Raw genomic sequence first — 16,746 nt, forward strand, 5'->3', positions numbered from 1 at the left:
AGGCGCGGCGTGGCGGCGATCACCCCACCGTGATCGCTTCGTCGGAGCGCGACTCCAGCCACTCCCGGGCAGGACCACACCCGTTGATCGCAGCTTGGTAGAACCACTTCACCGCAGTCTGGTAGTCAACCTCGACACCACGCCCCTCGGCGTACATGACACCAAGGTTGTGCTGAGCTTCGGCGTGACCGTTCTCCGCTGCCTGCTGCAGCCAGGACACCGCAAGCTCGTTGCTGCGGGGCACCCCCTGGCCGGTTGCATGCAGGAAACCCAGGGCGTGCTGCGCTTCCGGCAGCCCACGCAGTGCCGCCTGCCGGTAGAATCGCGCGGCGGTTTCCATCTGCATTGCCACACCGTCACCCATCTCGTAGCGCCGTCCGATCGCGTACGCTGCCTGCGCCATGTCGTCAATCGTCGTCATTGTTATCCCTACCCTATCAAGCGTTGCACCTGCTACCTCTGGGACAGATACAAGCATGAACCGGGCCAACCCTATTTTTTATTTATAATCAGCACCTTAAAAATCCGCCCACGACAGGGTGACGAAGAGCGACAACATCCCGGGGCACCCCCTGGCCGCCATGCGTCACCCGGGGCTCGACTCTGTCGACCGGATCCGGTCGGGGTGGGCGATACGCAACAGCAGTACCGCCAGCAGGATTGCGGGGAGCCCCATGGCGGCCGAGCCGATGAAGAACCAGAACCAGCCCACCTGCTCAGCCACCCAGCCGGTAAAACCACCAAGGAATTGTCCCGGCAGAGTCATCAACGAACTGAACAGGGCGTACTGGGTGGCGGTGTAGGCCGTGTTGGTCAGGCTGGCCATGTAGGCCAGCAGCACGGAAATGGCCATGCCGCCGGTGACATTGTCCGCGATGATTGCGAACACGAGGCCATACATCTCCGGCCCCAGGGTGGCCAGCCACGAGAAGGTCAGGTTGGTGACCGGCGCCATGATGGCCGTGAAGATCAGCATGCGGGCGATACCGAACCGCAGCACCAGCACGCCGCCGACAAAGGCACCGCCCAGGGTCATGGCCAGGCCGAAGGCGGCAGCAACATTGGCGATCTGACCCTTGGTGAACCCGAGATCCAGATAAAACGGGTTCGCCATCACCCCCATGAAGATATCGCTGATACGGAAGGTCCCGACGAACAGCAGCACCGCGAGGGCGGCGAGGCCGTAGCGCTTGAAGAAATCCGCGAAGGGGCAGACCACGGCACCCAGGAGCCAGGCCGTCACATCGCGTCGCCAACCGCGATGGACGGTACGTGCCAGGTAGTCGGTGACCCGCTGCTCCAGCCGCCGCGTTTCCCCGGAAACCGACACCTCCGGCTCCCGGACAAGCAGCGTGGTCATCAGGCCAACCCCCATGAGCACCGCCATGGCGCCGTAGGCCAGACTCCAGGTGGCCACCGAGGCAATGTGCAGGGCGCCGGCACTGGCCACCAGAATGGCAACCCGGTACCCGGTGACATAGGTCGCCGCCATGGCCCCCTGGCGCTCCGGGCCCACCGCTTCCACACGATAGGCGTCCACGGCGATATCCTGGGTGGCGGAACCGAATGCAGTCATCACCGCCCACACCGCCACCAGCCAGAGGTTGGCGGCGGGATCGGTGAGCGCCATGCCCAGCAGCCCCACCCCCACCGTGAGCTGCGCGAGCAGAATCCAGGCGCGTCGCCGTCCCATGATACGGCTCAGAACGGGCAGTGGCAGCCGGTCCACCAGTGGCGCCCACAGCACCTTGATGCTGTGCGCCATGCCCACCCAGCTGAGGAAGCCGATGGCGGCGAGCTCCACCCCCATGTCCCGCAGCCAGGCCGAGAAGGTACCGCCCACCAGCAGAAAGGGCAGCCCCGCGGCAAAGCCGAGGAACAGCATGCCCACAACCCGGGGGTGGAGGTAGATACGCAACGCGTCCAGCCGGCCCGGCGGGCGCCCGGCAATGGAGGAAGTCTCAGACATGGTTGGTCCCGCTCAACGCGATGAACGGGACTCTACCGACATCTGCGCCACTGCGATAGGCCCGTTTCAGGCCTCCCGGGGATGGCCGCGGTGCTGCTCCGCCCGCCATGCCAGCAACCACTTCTCCAGCTCCACCAGCACGAAGACAATCACGCCGGCAATCACGACCCGCACCCAGTCCGCCACACTGAGCGCCTCGGTTCCGAACAGCAACTGCAGCGGCGGCGCATAGGTGAACAGCAGCTGCAGCACGATGATCGCGGCAATGGAGCCCGGCACCCATGGGTTACCCTGCAGCGGCCCGGACACCAATGACGGCCGGAACACGAAGCGGGCGCTGACCAGGTAGAACACCTGACACATGACCAGCGTGTTCACCGCCACGGTGCGGGCATGGTCGGTGACCTCCAGGCCGCCGGCCGCGTGCAGGAACAGCCCGAAGGTCGCAGTCACCAGCAGTAGCGACACGAACCCCACACGCCATACCAGGAAAGCCGAAAGAATCGGCTCATCCGGCCGTCGTGGCGCCCGTTCCATGACGCCCGGCTCAGTCGGCTCGAACGCCAGTGCCAGGCCCAGGGTGACCGCAGTCACCATGTTGACCCAGAGGATCTGCACCGGGGAGATGGGCAGCATCATGCCTGCCATCACGGCGGCGATCACCACCATGGCCTGGCCGCCGTTGGTGGGCAGCAGGAACAGCAGCGCCTTGCGCAGATTGTCGTAGACGGTGCGCCCTTCCTCCACGGCACGGGCGATGGAGGCGAAATTGTCATCGGCCAGCACCATGTCGCTGGCTTCCTTGGACACCTCAGTGCCTTTCACACCCATGGCCACGCCCACGTCGGCGCGCTTGAGCGCCGGGGCGTCGTTGACGCCGTCACCGGTCATGGCCACACGTTCGCCCCGGGCCTGCAGGGCACGCACCAGGCGCAGCTTGTGCTCGGGGCTGGCACGGGCGAACACGTCGGTGCCGCGCACCGCATCCTCAAGGGCCGCGTCGTCCATGCCTTCCACGTCCTTGCCGGTGAGCACCCGCTCGCCATCGCCGATGCCGAGTTCCCGTCCGATGGCACGCGCCGTCAGGGCATGGTCTCCGGTGATCATCTTGGTCCGGATGCCGGCCTCCTGACACTGGCGCACGGCAGCGATAGCCTCCTCCCGGGGCGGATCGATCAGCCCCACCAGCCCCAGCAGCGTGAGCCCGTCCTCGACATCGTCGAAGGTCAGCTCATGGCGCCCGGCCTCGACCGGGCTGACCGCCAGCGCCAGCACCCGCTGCCCGCGCTCGGCCAGCGTCTCCATGGCCCGGTGCCAGTAGTCATGGTCGATGGGCTCGTCGCCCTCGGCCGTGCGCTGCACGGCACACATTTCCAGCACGCGCTCGGGCGCGCCCTTGAGGTAGATGACGCCATGACCGTGGTGATCGTGGTGGAGGGTCGCCATGAACCGGTGCTCGGATTCGAACGGGATGGCGTCGGTACGGGGCAGCTCGCCGCTGAGCTCCACCGGATCGAGGTCGGTCTTCATGGCCAGGGTCATCAGCGCACCCTCGGTGGGGTCGCCCTGCATGCGCCACTGCCCGTCGTGGTGCTCCACCGTTGCATCGTTGCACAGCAGTGCCGCGCGCAGCAGTTCCGGCAGCACCGGCTCATCGTCACTCGCCACCGGTGAACCGTCCCGCTCGACAGCCCCTTCAGGCGCGTAACCGACGCCGGTGACATCGTATTCGGCACCGCCGGTGACAATGCCCTGGACGGTCATCTCGTTGCGGGTGAGGGTGCCGGTCTTGTCCGAGCAGATCACGGTCACCGAGCCCAGGGTCTCCACCGCTGGCAGTTTGCGGATGATGGCGTTGCGTCCGGCCATCCGCTGCACGCCGATGGCCAGGGTAATGGTCATGATGGCCGGCAGACCCTCGGGGATGGCGGCCACCGCCAGGCCCACAGCCGCCAGAAAGATCTCGCCCCAGGCGTAATCCCGGAACACCACCCCGAACAGGAAGGTCAGCGCCGCCGCGCCGATAATGGCTCCGGCCAGCCAGCGGCCGAACACGGCAATCTGGCGCAGCAAGGGTGTGGTCAGCTTCTCCACGTCCTCGAGCATGCTGCTGATGCGGCCGATCTCGGTGGCATCGGCGGTGGCGGCCACCACGCCGGAGGCCTGCCCGTAGGTCACCAGGGTGCCTGAGAACGCCATGTTCAGGCGGTCCCCCAGCACCGCGTCAGCGGCCACTGGCTCCGGGCGCTTGTCCACGGCCACGGACTCGCCGGTGAGCACGGACTCGTCCACCCGCAGTTCGCGGGAGCGCAGCAGGCGTAGATCCGCCGGCACCTTGTCGCCGGACTGGAGGATCACCACGTCCCCGGGCACCAGCTCTTCGGCGGCAATGGTCTGCCGGCGGCCCTGCCGCAGCACCGTCGCCTGAGGGGAGAGCATGTCGCGGATGGCATCCAGGGCCTTCTCGGCCTTGCCCTCCTGGATGACGCCGATGAGGGCGTTGATCACCACCACGCCGAGAATGACGCCGGTATCCACCCAGTGGCCCAGCAGCGCCGTCACCACCGCCGCAACGATGAGGACGTAGATCAGCACGTTGTGGAACTGGAGCAGGAAGCGCACCAGCGGGCCGTGCCGCCGCGGCGGCCGCAGCCGGTTGGGCCCGTAGCGCGCAAGGCGCTCCGCGGCCTCGTCGGAACTCAGCCCGTCATGGCTGCTTGCCAGGTGCGACAGTACGTCCTCTGCATCGCGGGCATGCCACTCGCCGGATGGACTCTGCTCCGTCATTACCGACAACTCCTGTCTTGTCATTCGGGGGTATCAACGCCACAGCATGCCGCAACGCAGCAAAAAGCGTCATGATCTGCGTCAACGTGCTGCCCGATCTTGAATCGACGTGCCGCTGCCCTCACACGTTGCCCTTCAGTGACGGTTTTCCCGCGGGAGCCTTGAAGCGAGACAATGCAGTGCAAACTCCCAACACGGAGCACATCATGACCGGAGTCGAAATCCCGCTGACACCACTGATTGCCCTGATTGCCGGCATCGCCATACTGATAGTGCCGAAACTTCTTAACTACATCATTGCCGCCTACCTTATCCTGATCGGCATTCTCGGCCTGATCTGACATCACGGGAGCAACCATGAGCGAGGCAAGACACCAGAAACTCCTGATCCTGGGCTCGGGCCCGGCGGGTTACACGGCGGCGGTGTACGCCGCCCGCGCCAACCTTCAGCCGGTGCTGGTCACCGGCATGGAAATGGGCGGGCAGCTCACCACCACCACCGACGTGGACAACTGGCCCGGCGACGTGGAGGGCCTGCAGGGGCCGGACCTGATGGAGCGCATGAAGGCCCACGCCGAACGTTTCGGAACCGAGGTCATCTTCGACCACATCCACACGGTGGAACTCGGCCAGCGCCCGTTCACCCTGACCGGCGACATGGGCAGCTACACCTGCGATGCACTGATCATCGCCACCGGTGCCAGCGCCCAGTACCTGGGCCTGGAGTCGGAATCCACCTTCGCCGGCAAGGGCGTGTCCGCCTGCGCCACGTGCGACGGGTTCTTCTACCGCAAGCAGAAGGTGGCGGTCATCGGGGGTGGCAACACCGCCGTGGAGGAGGCGTTGTACCTGTCCAACATCGCCGACCATGTCACGCTGGTCCACCGACGGGACAGCCTGCGCGCGGAGAAAATCCTCCAGGACAAGCTCATGGACAAGGTCGAGGCCGGGCAGATCAGCATCCAGTGGAACCACACCCTGGACGAGATTCTCGGCGACGACTCCGGCGTCACTGGCGCGCGGCTCAAATCCACCAGGGACGGCGAGACCACCGAGATCGACGTTGCCGGCGTGTTCATCGCCATCGGCCACAAGCCGAACACCGACATCTTCCAGGGCCAGCTGGACATGCAGGGCGGCTACATCCGCGTGAAAAGCGGGCTGGACGGGGACGCCACCGCCACCAGCGTGCCCGGCGTGTTCGCCGCCGGCGATGTCATGGACCACGTCTACCGCCAGGCGGTGACCTCCGCCGGCACCGGCTGCATGGCCGCGCTGGACGCCGAGCGTTATCTGGACGGCCTGGCTGACACCGCGGCAGCCGCCAATGCTGCAAGCCAGACCGAGGGTGCCTGAGCATCCGCGATCATCCGCCCGGGACTTGTACAACGGGCGTTGAGGCGCCAGGCTATAGGGGAGGTGGCCGCTCACTGCGGGGCGGCCGGCGCCGCCGGATGCGGCCACTGACCGGACCAGGATCAAACCCATCGTGAGCCCGAAAGAAGAGAGCCATGGCCACAAGCCCACAGAATCCCGCCGTCGTCACCAGGGGCGCCGATGAACAGGCGCGAGTGGACCGCGAGACCGACGACCTCGCGCTCTACTACTACGAAACATGCGCCTTCTGTATTCGCGTGCTGCGTACCATCGAGCGGCTGCGCCTGAAGATCGAGCTACGCAACATCCGGCGCGTACCTGCATACCGCGACCAGTTGCTGGAAGGCGGCGGCGATGCCACCGTTCCGTGCCTTCTCATCCGCAAGGACGACGGCACGCTGGAGTGGCTCTACGAGTCAGACGCGATCATGAACTATCTCGAGGATCACTTCGCCTGAACCGGCGGGCGTGATGCCTCGGAAGGGAGGACCGGCGGTCACGTCAGCGGCCGCCGGTAATCCACGGTCAGCGGCGCATGATCCGAGAACCGCTGCCTGGTGTACACCGAGGCACTCTGCAGCTCCGGGGCCAGCCCCGGGGTGATGACCTGGTAGTCGATGCGCCAGCCTGTGTTGTTGTCCCAGGCCCGGCCGCGATTGGACCACCAAGTGTACTGCTGGCGCTCCGGGTACAGGGCGCGGTAGGCGTCCACCCATCCCACCCCGCCGAAGATCTGATCCAGCCAGTCGCGTTCGTGGGGCAGAAACCCCGAGTTCTTCTGATTGCTACGCCAGTTGCGGAGATCCAGCGCCCGGTGAGCAATATTCCAGTCGCCGCAGATGATGTACTCGCGGTCGTCGTCCATCCACGCGCGGAGGCGCTCCAGGAAATCCTGCATCCACGCCTCCTTGACTCCCTGGCGCTCGGTGCCCGACGTCCCCGACGGGAAGTACAGCGACATCACCGACAGGTTGCCGAAACGTGCCTCGATCAGCCGGCCTTCGGCATCGAACTCTGGCCAGCCCAATCCGTGGATCACCTGGTCCGGCTCACGCCGAGCGTAGATGGCCACACCGCTGTAGCCCTTCTTCTGCGCGGAGTGCAGGTAGACGTGATAACCGGCGGGGTAGAAGGGGTCGGCGGCAAGCTGGTCGGCGTTGGCCTTGATTTCCTGCAGACAGACCACGTCGGCGTCCTGCGCCGGCAGCCAGTCAAAGAAGCCCTTGCGGGCGGCGGCACGGATGCCGTTGCAGTTCAGGGAGATGATGCGCATGGGAATCCGGTGAGGTTGACGGGATCAGGCGCCGCCGGCCCGTAGTCTCAATGACCTTGAGCAATCGTAGAGGACCGTAGGGTGGACCTTCAGGTCCACCTTCCCCGACCCGCAAGCCAAGGTGGCTCATCGAAGCCCGCAATGGTGGACCTGAAGGTCCACCCTACAAGTCCACCTGTTACGGGCGGCGCACCGGACCGATGCACCGCCCGCCCGCGGGCCCAACTTTTACATCCGCTCGTACAGCGCCGCGATGCCCTGGCCGCCGCCGATGCACATGGTCACCACGGCGTAGCGCCCGCCGGTGCGCTGCAGCTCGTACAGCGCCTTGACGGTGAGGTTGGCACCGGTGGCACCGATGGGATGGCCCAGGGAGATGCCGCTGCCGTTGGGGTTGACCTTGTCCATATCCAGTTCCAGGTCACGGCAGACGGCGATGGCCTGGGCGGCAAACGCCTCGTTGATCTCCCAGACGTCGATGGCGTCACGGCTGACGCCGGTGCGCTCCAGCAGCGTGCGCACCGCAGGCACCGGGCCGATGCCCATGTACTTCGGATCAACCGCCGCCACGGTGGCATCCACCAGTCGGCCCATGGGCTTAAGCCCCGCCTGCTGGGCGGCACCGGCCTCCATCATGGTCACGGCGGCGGCACCATCGTTCAGTGATGAGGCATTGCCCGCAGTCACGGTGCCGCCATCCCGCTTGAACACCGGCTTCATTCCCGACAGCGCGTCCAGGTTGGTGTCCCGCCGCGGGCCCTCATCGGTATCGAACACCTTGGTGCCCTTGCGGCTCTTGATCTCCACGGGAAGGATCTGCTCCTTGAAGCGGCCGCCGTCGATGGCATCCGCCGCCCGACGATGACTCTCCGCGGCCAGAGCGTCCTGGTCCGCGCGGCTGACGCCCCACTTCTCGGCCACGTTCTCGGCGGTGATGCCCATGTGGCACTTGTCGAAGGGATCCGTGAGCGCCCCCACCATGGCATCCAGCATCACGCCGTCGCCCATGCGCTGGCCCCAGCGCCCGTTGGGCAACCAGTAGGGGGCACGGGACATGGCATCAGCGCCACCCCCCACGACACAGTCGGCATCGCCACTGCGGATGTAGCTGGATGCCGTGACAATGGCCTGGAGGCCACTGCCGCAGAGACGGTTGAGGGTCAGCGCCGGGGTGTTCTGCGCCAGACCACCGTTGATGGTGGCCACCCGTGCCAGGTACATGTCCCGGGGCTCGGTGTGAATAACGTTGCCGAAAACGACATGTCCCACCTGCTCCGGATCGACGCCGGACCGGCGGACGGACTCCCGCAGCACATCGGCCGCCAGATCCCCCAGAGACACATCTTTCAGCCCCCCTCCGTAGGTACCAATGGCCGTCCGTGTCGCTCCAACCACAACAACTTCGCGTGTCATGACTCGTCCTCCTCGCTCGCAATGCCCGCGGGAATCGCCGGCAAGGCATTGTAGACAGGCCCCACGGGGGTGTCGATGGAGCCGGAGAAGCCGGCGGCAGCTGCTGCCTCGCCATACACGCGACCGGACCTCGCTTGAACGCTCCCGGCGCCCGGGGCAGAATGAGCTTCCGCCACAGGTGCGTTGCCAACGATCCGCGGAACGGCTCCAGAACCGCAAAACGGCAGGAGCCCGGAGTGTCCCTCCGCCCGCGTCGATCGCTCCGCCCCGGTGCGCCTCACGAAGAATTGACGCGCGGCCGCCCACCAGGGCCGCCGCCCGCCGGCCTCCGGCGCAACGGTTATACTCAGGCTGAAAGGGGCGACTTTGCCCGCTGAAGCCGCCCGGCCGCGGCCCGTGGCACCCTAACCGGGTGTCGGGACCAAAAGTCCTCACGGGGTGCGGCCTGAACCATTAGAGGAGGACGCATGACCGGACACATCTCTTATCCCAGCGGCGGCCAGAAGATCTCCGTCAAAGACGGCCAGATTCAGGTTCCCGACAACCCCGTTCTTGGCTATGTGGAAGGTGACGGCATCGGGCCGGACATCACCAAGGCGTCCATGCGTATCTGGGATGCCGCCGTGGAAAAGGCCTACGGTGGCAAACGCAAAATCCACTGGGCCGAACTGTTCATGGGCGAAAAGGCCGCCGGCCTGTACGACGGCGACTATTTCCCGGATGAAACCAAGGAAGCGCTCAAGGATCTGCTGGTGTCCATCAAGGGTCCCCTCACCACGCCGGTGGGCGGCGGCTTTCGCTCCCTGAACGTGGCCCTGCGCCAGGACCTGGATCTGTACGCCTGCGTGCGGCCGGTTCGCCACTACGCCGGCGTGCCCTCGCCGTTGCGCCACCCGGAAGACGTGGACGTGGTGATCTTCCGCGAGAACACCGAGGACGTCTACGCCGGCATCGAGTACCAGTCCGGCACCGATGACAACCGCAAGGTTGCCGACTTCCTGCGCAACGAGATGGGCGAGCGCTTTTTCGAAGACGCCGGCCTCGGCGTCAAGCCCATCAGCGAGTTCGGTACCAAACGCCTGGTGCGCAAGGCGATCCAGTTCGCCATCGATAACAACCGCGAAAGCGTGACCCTGGTCCACAAGGGCAACATCATGAAGTTCACCGAGGGAGCGTTCCGCTCCTGGGGCTATGAACTGGCGCGGGACGAATTCGGCGATGCCACTATCACCGAGGAAGAGCTCTACTCCACCTACGGTGGCAAACGCCCCGAGGGCAAGGTGGTCATCAAGGACCGCATTGCCGACATCATCTTCCAGATGATGCTGCTGCGGCCCAACGAGTTCGACGTCATCGCCACCATGAACCTCAATGGCGATTACCTCTCCGACGCCGTGGCCGCCGAGGTGGGGGGTGTGGGCATCGCTCCCGGTGCCAACATGAGCGACAACGTTGCCGTGTTCGAGGCCACCCACGGCACCGCGCCCAAGTACGCCAACCAGGACAAGGTGAACCCTGGTTCGCTGCTGTTCTCCGGCGTCATGATGCTGCACCACATCGGTTGGTCCGAGGCTGCCGACCTGATCAGCGCTGCGTACGAGGAGGTGGTCACCAGCAAGATCGTCACCTACGACTTCGCCCGCCAGATCGAGGGCGCTTCCGAGGTGCGCACCAGCCAGTTCGCCGACGCCATCATCGCCGAAATGCAGGGCGGCCTGGACCTGGATCAGTTCCGCTCCGAGCGGGACCAGGCCATCGAGAAGGACCGCAAAACCCGCGAACTGCGCCGGGTGACCTCGCCGCTGGAGGAAATGGTTGCCTCCGGCCGCATCCCGCATACCGTGGGCGATCTCATGAATCCCAATCCGGTCTCCGTGCCCGCCGATACCAATGTCGAAGACGCCATGCATCTGATGCGGGAAAAGCGCATCAGCAGTGTCATCGTGCGCCCCGGTGACGACGGCGAATGGGGCATCATGACCCAGCGCGACGTGCTCGCCCGCATCGTCCAGCCCAGCCGCCGCCCCAACACGGTCAAGGTGGGTGAGGTGGCCTCCAAGCCGCTGGTCACCGTGCCGGTGGACATGACGCTGAACGAGTGCGCCGAGAAAATGGGGTCCAGCAATATCCGGCGCTGCGCCGTGAAGGACAAGGATCAGGAGCCCATCGGCATCATCTCCGATACGGACATCTTTGCCAGCGTCGAGCAGTTCGGCCTGCCGGAATAGCACCGGCAGCCGGTGCCACGGCATGAGAAGCCGTTCCTTCGGGGCTGAAGCCCCTCCCACACCGAGTCCGTGGGAGGGGCTTCAGCCCCGACTTTCCTTTGCGGCGCCCATGCCCCGAATCCACCTCACCGCGAGGTCGTCATGAGCGAGCGAACCGCTGCTGACCAGCCCCTGCGCGAAGACATCCGCGAACTCGGGGAGCTGCTCGGCGAGGTAATCCGGGAACAGGGCGGCGAGCCCCTGTTCAACACCGTCGAAACCGTGCGACGGCTGGCCAAGCAGGCCCGTGCCGGCGACGACGACGCAGCCCGTGAACTCGAAGAGACGCTCACGGGCCTGGAGGATGAGCGCATCATGCCCGTGGTGCGTGCCTTCTCGCACTTTCTCAATCTCGCCAACATTGCCGAACAGCACCACCGCGTGCGGCGCAGCCGCGCCTGGGCGCGCGCCCCGGACTCCGGCCCCCTGCGCGGCTCCCTGGAGGAAGGCTTCGAACGGGTCGCTGCCACCACCGAACCCGACGACCTCTATGCAGCGGTGTGTTCCATGCAGGTGGGGCTGGTGCTGACCGCCCACCCCACGGAGGTCACCCGGCGGACCCTGCTGCAGAAGCACAACAACATCGCCAGCACCCTGGAGACCCAGGACCGGCAGGACCTCACGCCGGAGGAGTCCGGTGCGCTGGCGCAGTCCCTCAAGGGCGAAGTGACCGCCGCCTGGTACACCGACGAGATACGGCAGCGCCGGCCCTCGCCGCTGGATGAGGCCCGCTGGGGCTACGCCGTGGTCGAGCAGACCCTGTGGGACGCCATCCCTCGCCATGCCCGGCGCATGGACCGCATGCTCCACCACTACACCGGCCGCGGCCTGCCGCTGGACGTGTCACCCATCCGTTTCGGTTCGTGGATGGGCGGCGACCGCGATGGCAACCCGCGGGTCACCGCCCGGGTCACCCGGGACGCCTGCCTCATGGCCCGCTGGCAGGCGGCCAGCCTGTACGAAAAGGAGATCGGCCAGTTGATCTCCGAACTCTCGCTGCAGTGCCGGGACTCGGAACTGAGCGAACAGGTGGGCGATGCCTGGGAACCGTACCGGGTCATGCTCAAGCGCGTCCGCGCCCGGCTGCGGCTCACCCTGCGCTGGCTGGAGGCGCGCCTGGAGGGCAAAACAGCCCCGGAGGGCGAGATCTACCGGGACGCCGAGGACCTGCGCAGGCCGCTGCTGGCCTGCTACCACTCGTTGCACCGCTGCGGCGCCGGTGTGGTGGCCGACGGCCGGCTGCTGGACCTGCTGCGGCGGCTGAGCTGCTTCGGTCTGACGCTGATGCGCATCGACATCCGCCAGGAGGCCGGCCGCCACGCCAGCGCCCTGGCGGCGATCACCCGGGAGCTGGACCTGGGCGACTACGCCGCCTGGGACGAGTCCGCCCGCCAGGCGTTCCTGATCCGCGAGTTGAACAATCCCCGCCCGCTCATCCCCCGCGGCTTCCAGCCGGACGAGGAAGTCCAGGAGACCCTGGATACCTTCCGGGTCATCGCCGAGCAGGGCCCGGAGAGCCTGGGTGCCTACGTCATCTCCATGGCGGCGACGCCATCGGACATTCTGGCGGTGGAACTGCTGCAGAAAGAGGCAGGGGTGAAGCACTACCTACGCGTGGTGCCCCTGTTCGAAACCCTGGACGACCTCAATGGCGCCGAGGACTGCCTTGAGCGGTTGCTGGAGATCGACTGGTATCGTCAGCGGATCGGCGGCCACCAGGAGGTGATGATCGGCTACTCCGACTCCGGCAAGGATGCCGGCCATCTCACCGCCGCCTGGGCGCTTTACCAGACGCAGGAGCGGCTGGTGGCCTGCTGTCGCCGCAACAATGTCAAGCTCACCCTGTTCCACGGCCGCGGCGGCTCCATCGGCCGCGGCGGCGGTCCCACCCACGCCGCCATCCTGTCGCAGCCACCGGGCTCGGTACAGGGCAGCCTGCGGGCCACCGAGCAGGGGGAGGTCATCCAGGCGAAGTTCGGCCTGCCGGGAATCGCCCTGCGCAATCTCGAGCTCTACACCACCGCGGTCCTGGAGGCGACCCTGCAGCCGCCGCCGGAACCGGAACAGAGCTGGCGGGATCTCATGGACCAGCTCTCCGGCGTCGCCGTGGAGAACTACCGCGGCATGGTCCGCCATACCCCGGAATTCGTTGACTACTTCCGCTCGGCCACGCCAGAGCAGGAGATCGCCGGTCTCACCATCGGCTCCCGGCCGGCGAAACGTCGCAAGGAAGGCGGTGTGGAGAGTCTGCGGGCGATCCCGTGGATTTTCAGCTGGACCCAGACCCGCCTGCTGTTGCCGGCCTGGCTGGGTGTCGGCGAAGCGCTCGCCCACGCGCAGAAAGAGGGCCGCACCGAGGAATTGCAGACCATGTTCCGGGACTGGCCATTCTTCCACGCCTTCCTGGACATGGTGGAGATGGTGCTGGCCAAGGGCGACCCGGACGTGGCCGCCATGTATGACCGCCGCCTGGTACCGGAAGGGCTGCAACCCCTGGGACAGGATCTGCGCGGGCGCTACCGCACTACCCTGAACAGCGTGCTGACCGTCACCGGCCACGAGCGGCCGCTATCGGATTTCCCCGTGGTCCGGCGCTCGGTGGACGTGCGCAACCCGTACGTGGATCCGCTCAACCGGCTGCAGGTGGAGCTGCTGCACCGGGTCCGCCACCGTAACGAGGAACACCTGCGCAAGGCGCTGCAGGTATGCATCAACGGCATCGCGGCAGGCATGCGCAACACCGGGTAACCGGCACCGTAGGAGCGGCTTCAGCCGCGACCGGTCTTGATGCAGGCTCTGGAAGGTCGCGGCTGAAGCCGCTCCTACGCTGGCGCCCATCCGGTTTGGGGATCTCGGCAACGACAACGGAAACGGCTCAATGCACGATTACCAACGCGAATTCCTCGACTTCGCCCTGGAGCAGAATGTGCTCCGGTTCGGCGAATTCACGCTGAAGTCCGGGCGCGTCAGCCCCTACTTCTTCAATGCCGGCCTGTTCAACACCGGCGCGACGCTGGGGGCCCTGGGACGCTACTACGCCCGCGCCATCACCGCCTCCGGCATCGGCTTCGACATGCTCTTCGGCCCCGCCTACAAGGGCATCCCCCTGGCCAGCGCCACCGCCGTGGCCCTGGCCGCCCATCACGGCCGGGACGTGCCCTGGGCGTTCAACCGCAAGGAGGCCAAGGACCACGGCGAGGGCGGCACCATCGTCGGCGCACCACTGGTCGGACGGGTGCTGGTGATCGATGACGTCATCTCGGCGGGCACGTCGGTGGCGGAATCCGCTGACATGATCGGCGCAGCCGGTGCGGAACTGGCTGGCGTCGCCATCGCCCTGGACCGCAAGGAGCGCGGCAGCGGCGAGCGGTCGGCGGTCCAGCAAGTGCGGGACCAGTACGGCGCGCCGGTGGTGCCCATTGTTGACCTGGATGATCTGGTCACCTGGCTGGCGGAGCGCGGCGACCGGGATGCGGCGCTGGCGGCGATCCGCGACTACCGCCAGCGCTACGGGGCCTGAGGTCGCCGCGACCCCACCGGTGCGCTTCAGCGCATTGCAGCCTTGTAGGGCGGATCTTCAGATCCGCCGTGAGTGCCAAGCCGCGGGTAACGGCGGATCTGAAGATCCGCCCTACGCGTGGCTGTAGGAGCGGCATTGCAGACCGCCTGACGCCCCCGGTAACGGCTACCGCTCCAGCGTCCGCAGCCACTCCGCGATGCCCCGGGTGTACTCCTCGCGGCTCTGCAGGAACCCGGTGTTATGATCCCCGCTGATCTCCAGGAACTGCCTCGGCTCCGGCGCCGCGTCGTAGACCGCACGACCATGGTGGATGGGAATGATCTCGTCCTCGGGGCTGTGAACCACCAGAACCGGCACCTCCACGTCGCGGATGTAGTCCCGGGTGGGATAGTGGATGCGGGCGAGCAGCCGCACGGGGAAGATCGGGTAGAGTTCCGCGCCCCGGTCCGGCGCCGAGGTGAACGCCGACTCCAGGATCACGCCGCCCACGTCCCGCTCGGAAGCCACCCGCGCCGCCACCGCCGCACCCAGGGAACGCCCGAAGGCGATGATCTCTCCGGGCGATACACCGCGCTCGTCCACCAGGTAACGCCAGGCCGCGTCACCGTCCCGGTACAGCCCGTCCTCGGACGGGCTGCCCTCGCTGCGCCCGTAGCCGCGGTAGTCGATGATCAGGGTGGCCAGACCGAGGTCGTGGAAGATCTCCAGACTGTCCAGCCGATGACTGATATTGCCGGCGTTGCCGTGGAAGAACACCACGGTGTATCCGGCGCCGTCCTCCGGTGCCGGCAGGTACCAGCCGTGCAGGGAAACATCGTCCGCCGTGCGCAGCTGCACATCCTCCCACTGCAGGCCGATGTCCGCCGGCGTGGCCATGAGCTCGCGGCCCGGCACACCGGGCAGATGGATCAGCCGGGACTGCATCCCGTAGAGTAGGAGCATGAGACCGAGATACAGACCCAACCCGGTGAGCGCGATCACGGTGATGACGCCCATGGCACCTCGCTTGCGTGGGGTTCTGGTCATACTGCTTCTGGCCCTGTCCGTGCTCCACGTCACCGGGTGCGGCAGCGTGCACCGGAGCTACGAGAGCATGCTGCTCCTCGGTGATGTCCAGTCCGGCGACGATGACAGCCGGTTGAAAGCCATAACGGCCGATCCGGAGCGCTCCACGGTATCGTACACGGTGGATGATCGCGACCATGTGGCCGATGTCTACCGGCCCGGGGACCGTGACGCGCGCGGCACCCTGGTGCTGATCCACGGCTTTACCGAACACGGCCGCCGCGATCCGCGGCTGGTGGAGTTTGCGAACAGCATGGCACGCAGTGGCTTCGTGGTAGTGACTCCGGACGTGGAAGGACCGAAGACCATGGCCGTCGGCCTGGACGACGCCAGGGACATCGGCGACACGCTGAAGCAGGTCACGGCGGGGACCGACCTGCCGGCAGAGCCACCGGTGGGAGTCATGGCGTTCAGCTTCGCCGTGGGTCCCAGCATTATCGCCGCCAAGGATCCGCAGGTGGCCGACCAGATCGGTTTTCTGGTGGCGGTGGGCGGCTACTACGACATGGTGGACGCCATTACCTACGTGACCACCGGCTACGACCCGGTGGCCGGCGAACAGGGCGAAGTGGCCGAGCCACGCCGGGAAGGCAAATGGGTGGTGCTGCTCAGCCAGCTGGATCGCATTGCCGACGACCGCGACCGGCAGCTGCTGCGACGCATCGCCGAGCGGCGCATCGACACCCCGTGGGCCGACGTGGATGACGAGGTGGAACAACTGGGCGACGAAGGCGCGGCCGTATACGCACTGATCACCAATACCGACCCGGAGCAAGTGGATGAACTCCTGGCCGGCCTGCCCCCGGACGTGCGTCGCCAGATCGACGGGCTCGATCTGGCCCGGCGGGATCTGTCCCGCCTGCAGGCGCAGTTGGTCCTGGTGCACGGCACCGATGACGACGTCATCCCCATCGGACACAGCAAGCGACTCCAGGCGGCCGTGGGCGAGGATCAGGCGCGGCTATTCCCTGCCGCCGGCCTGTACCACGTGGATGTTTCCCCGGGGCTGCGGGACGGCTGGCAACTCTGGCGTGCCACTGCGCACGTGCTCTACCTTGCCGACCGCCACTGATAC

At 66.6% G+C, this 16,746-nt stretch carries 13 protein-coding genes; 7 read left to right on the forward strand and 6 right to left on the reverse strand.

The genetic code is table 11. The features are described from left to right. Window positions 1–19: 19 nt before the first annotated feature. The 3 genes from KU884_RS17395 to KU884_RS17405 form a co-directional block, all read right to left on the reverse strand. Window positions 20–421, reverse strand: coding sequence for a tetratricopeptide repeat protein (locus tag KU884_RS17395; RefSeq protein WP_254432106.1), 402 nt, complete (start codon window positions 419–421; stop codon window positions 20–22). A gap of 165 nt (window positions 422–586) precedes the next feature. Beyond that, complete coding sequence (locus KU884_RS17400; protein WP_167783799.1) at window positions 587–1,969, reverse strand: AmpG family muropeptide MFS transporter; 1,383 nt, start codon at window positions 1,967–1,969, stop codon at window positions 587–589. A gap of 66 nt (window positions 1,970–2,035) precedes the next feature. After that, window positions 2,036–4,756 carry a cation-transporting P-type ATPase gene (locus KU884_RS17405; RefSeq protein ID WP_167783800.1) on the reverse strand — a complete coding sequence of 907 codons (2,721 nt, stop codon included), beginning with the start codon at window positions 4,754–4,756 and terminating at the stop codon, window positions 2,036–2,038. A 206-nt stretch (window positions 4,757–4,962) separates the two neighbouring features. Between KU884_RS17405 and KU884_RS17410 the strand changes: the two genes are divergently transcribed. The 3 genes from KU884_RS17410 (at window position 4,963) to KU884_RS17420 (ending at window position 6,591) form a co-directional block, all read left to right on the forward strand. Further along, window positions 4,963–5,097: a DUF3096 domain-containing protein gene (locus tag KU884_RS17410; protein WP_167783801.1), complete on the forward strand. Its 135-nt coding sequence runs from the start codon at window positions 4,963–4,965 to the stop codon at window positions 5,095–5,097. 16 nt (window positions 5,098–5,113) lie between these two features. Beyond that, the gene (gene trxB / locus KU884_RS17415; RefSeq protein WP_167783802.1) at window positions 5,114–6,112 is read left to right on the forward strand and encodes a thioredoxin-disulfide reductase; all 999 of its coding nucleotides are present in this window, start codon (window positions 5,114–5,116) and stop codon (window positions 6,110–6,112) included. Window positions 6,113–6,267: 155 nt separating this feature from the next. Then, window positions 6,268–6,591, forward strand: coding sequence for a glutathione S-transferase N-terminal domain-containing protein (locus tag KU884_RS17420; RefSeq protein ID WP_167783803.1), 324 nt, complete (start codon window positions 6,268–6,270; stop codon window positions 6,589–6,591). Between the two features lie 38 nt (window positions 6,592–6,629). On the opposite strand, the gene KU884_RS17425 is transcribed toward KU884_RS17420, so the two are convergent. Further along, window positions 6,630–7,406 carry an exodeoxyribonuclease III gene (locus KU884_RS17425; RefSeq protein WP_167783804.1) on the reverse strand — a complete coding sequence of 259 codons (777 nt, stop codon included), beginning with the start codon at window positions 7,404–7,406 and terminating at the stop codon, window positions 6,630–6,632. Between the two features lie 228 nt (window positions 7,407–7,634). Next, window positions 7,635–8,819: an acetyl-CoA C-acyltransferase family protein gene (locus KU884_RS17430; RefSeq protein ID WP_167783805.1), complete on the reverse strand. Its 1,185-nt coding sequence runs from the start codon at window positions 8,817–8,819 to the stop codon at window positions 7,635–7,637. Between the two features lie 467 nt (window positions 8,820–9,286). Here KU884_RS17430 and icd point away from each other — a divergent pair, with 467 nt between their 5' ends. The 3 genes from icd to pyrE all read left to right on the forward strand — a co-directional run bounded on the left by icd (window position 9,287) and on the right by pyrE (window position 14,606). Continuing rightward, the gene (icd, locus tag KU884_RS17435) at window positions 9,287–11,047 is read left to right on the forward strand and encodes an NADP-dependent isocitrate dehydrogenase (RefSeq protein WP_167783806.1); all 1,761 of its coding nucleotides are present in this window, start codon (window positions 9,287–9,289) and stop codon (window positions 11,045–11,047) included. Between the two features lie 141 nt (window positions 11,048–11,188). Continuing rightward, window positions 11,189–13,834, forward strand: coding sequence for a phosphoenolpyruvate carboxylase (ppc, locus tag KU884_RS17440; protein WP_167783807.1), 2,646 nt, complete (start codon window positions 11,189–11,191; stop codon window positions 13,832–13,834). Between the two features lie 130 nt (window positions 13,835–13,964). Next, on the forward strand, window positions 13,965–14,606 hold the full coding sequence (gene pyrE / locus KU884_RS17445; RefSeq protein WP_167783808.1) for an orotate phosphoribosyltransferase: 642 nt from the start codon (window positions 13,965–13,967) through the stop codon (window positions 14,604–14,606). Window positions 14,607–14,771: 165 nt separating this feature from the next. Here pyrE and KU884_RS17450 read toward each other — a convergent pair whose 3' ends face one another. Then, on the reverse strand, window positions 14,772–15,602 hold the full coding sequence (locus KU884_RS17450; protein ID WP_167783809.1) for an alpha/beta hydrolase: 831 nt from the start codon (window positions 15,600–15,602) through the stop codon (window positions 14,772–14,774). On the opposite strand from KU884_RS17450, the gene KU884_RS17455 reads away from it, so the two are divergent. Continuing rightward, entirely contained in the window at window positions 15,601–16,743 is a 1,143-nt protein-coding gene (locus KU884_RS17455; protein ID WP_167783810.1) for a S9 family peptidase, read from the forward strand. The two genes, KU884_RS17450 and KU884_RS17455, sit on opposite strands and share 2 nt — an antisense overlap. Window positions 16,744–16,746: the final 3 nt, after the last annotated feature.

The organism is Aquisalimonas sp. 2447 (assembly GCF_012044895.1).
Taxonomy (GTDB): Bacteria; Pseudomonadota; Gammaproteobacteria; order Nitrococcales; family Aquisalimonadaceae; genus Aquisalimonas.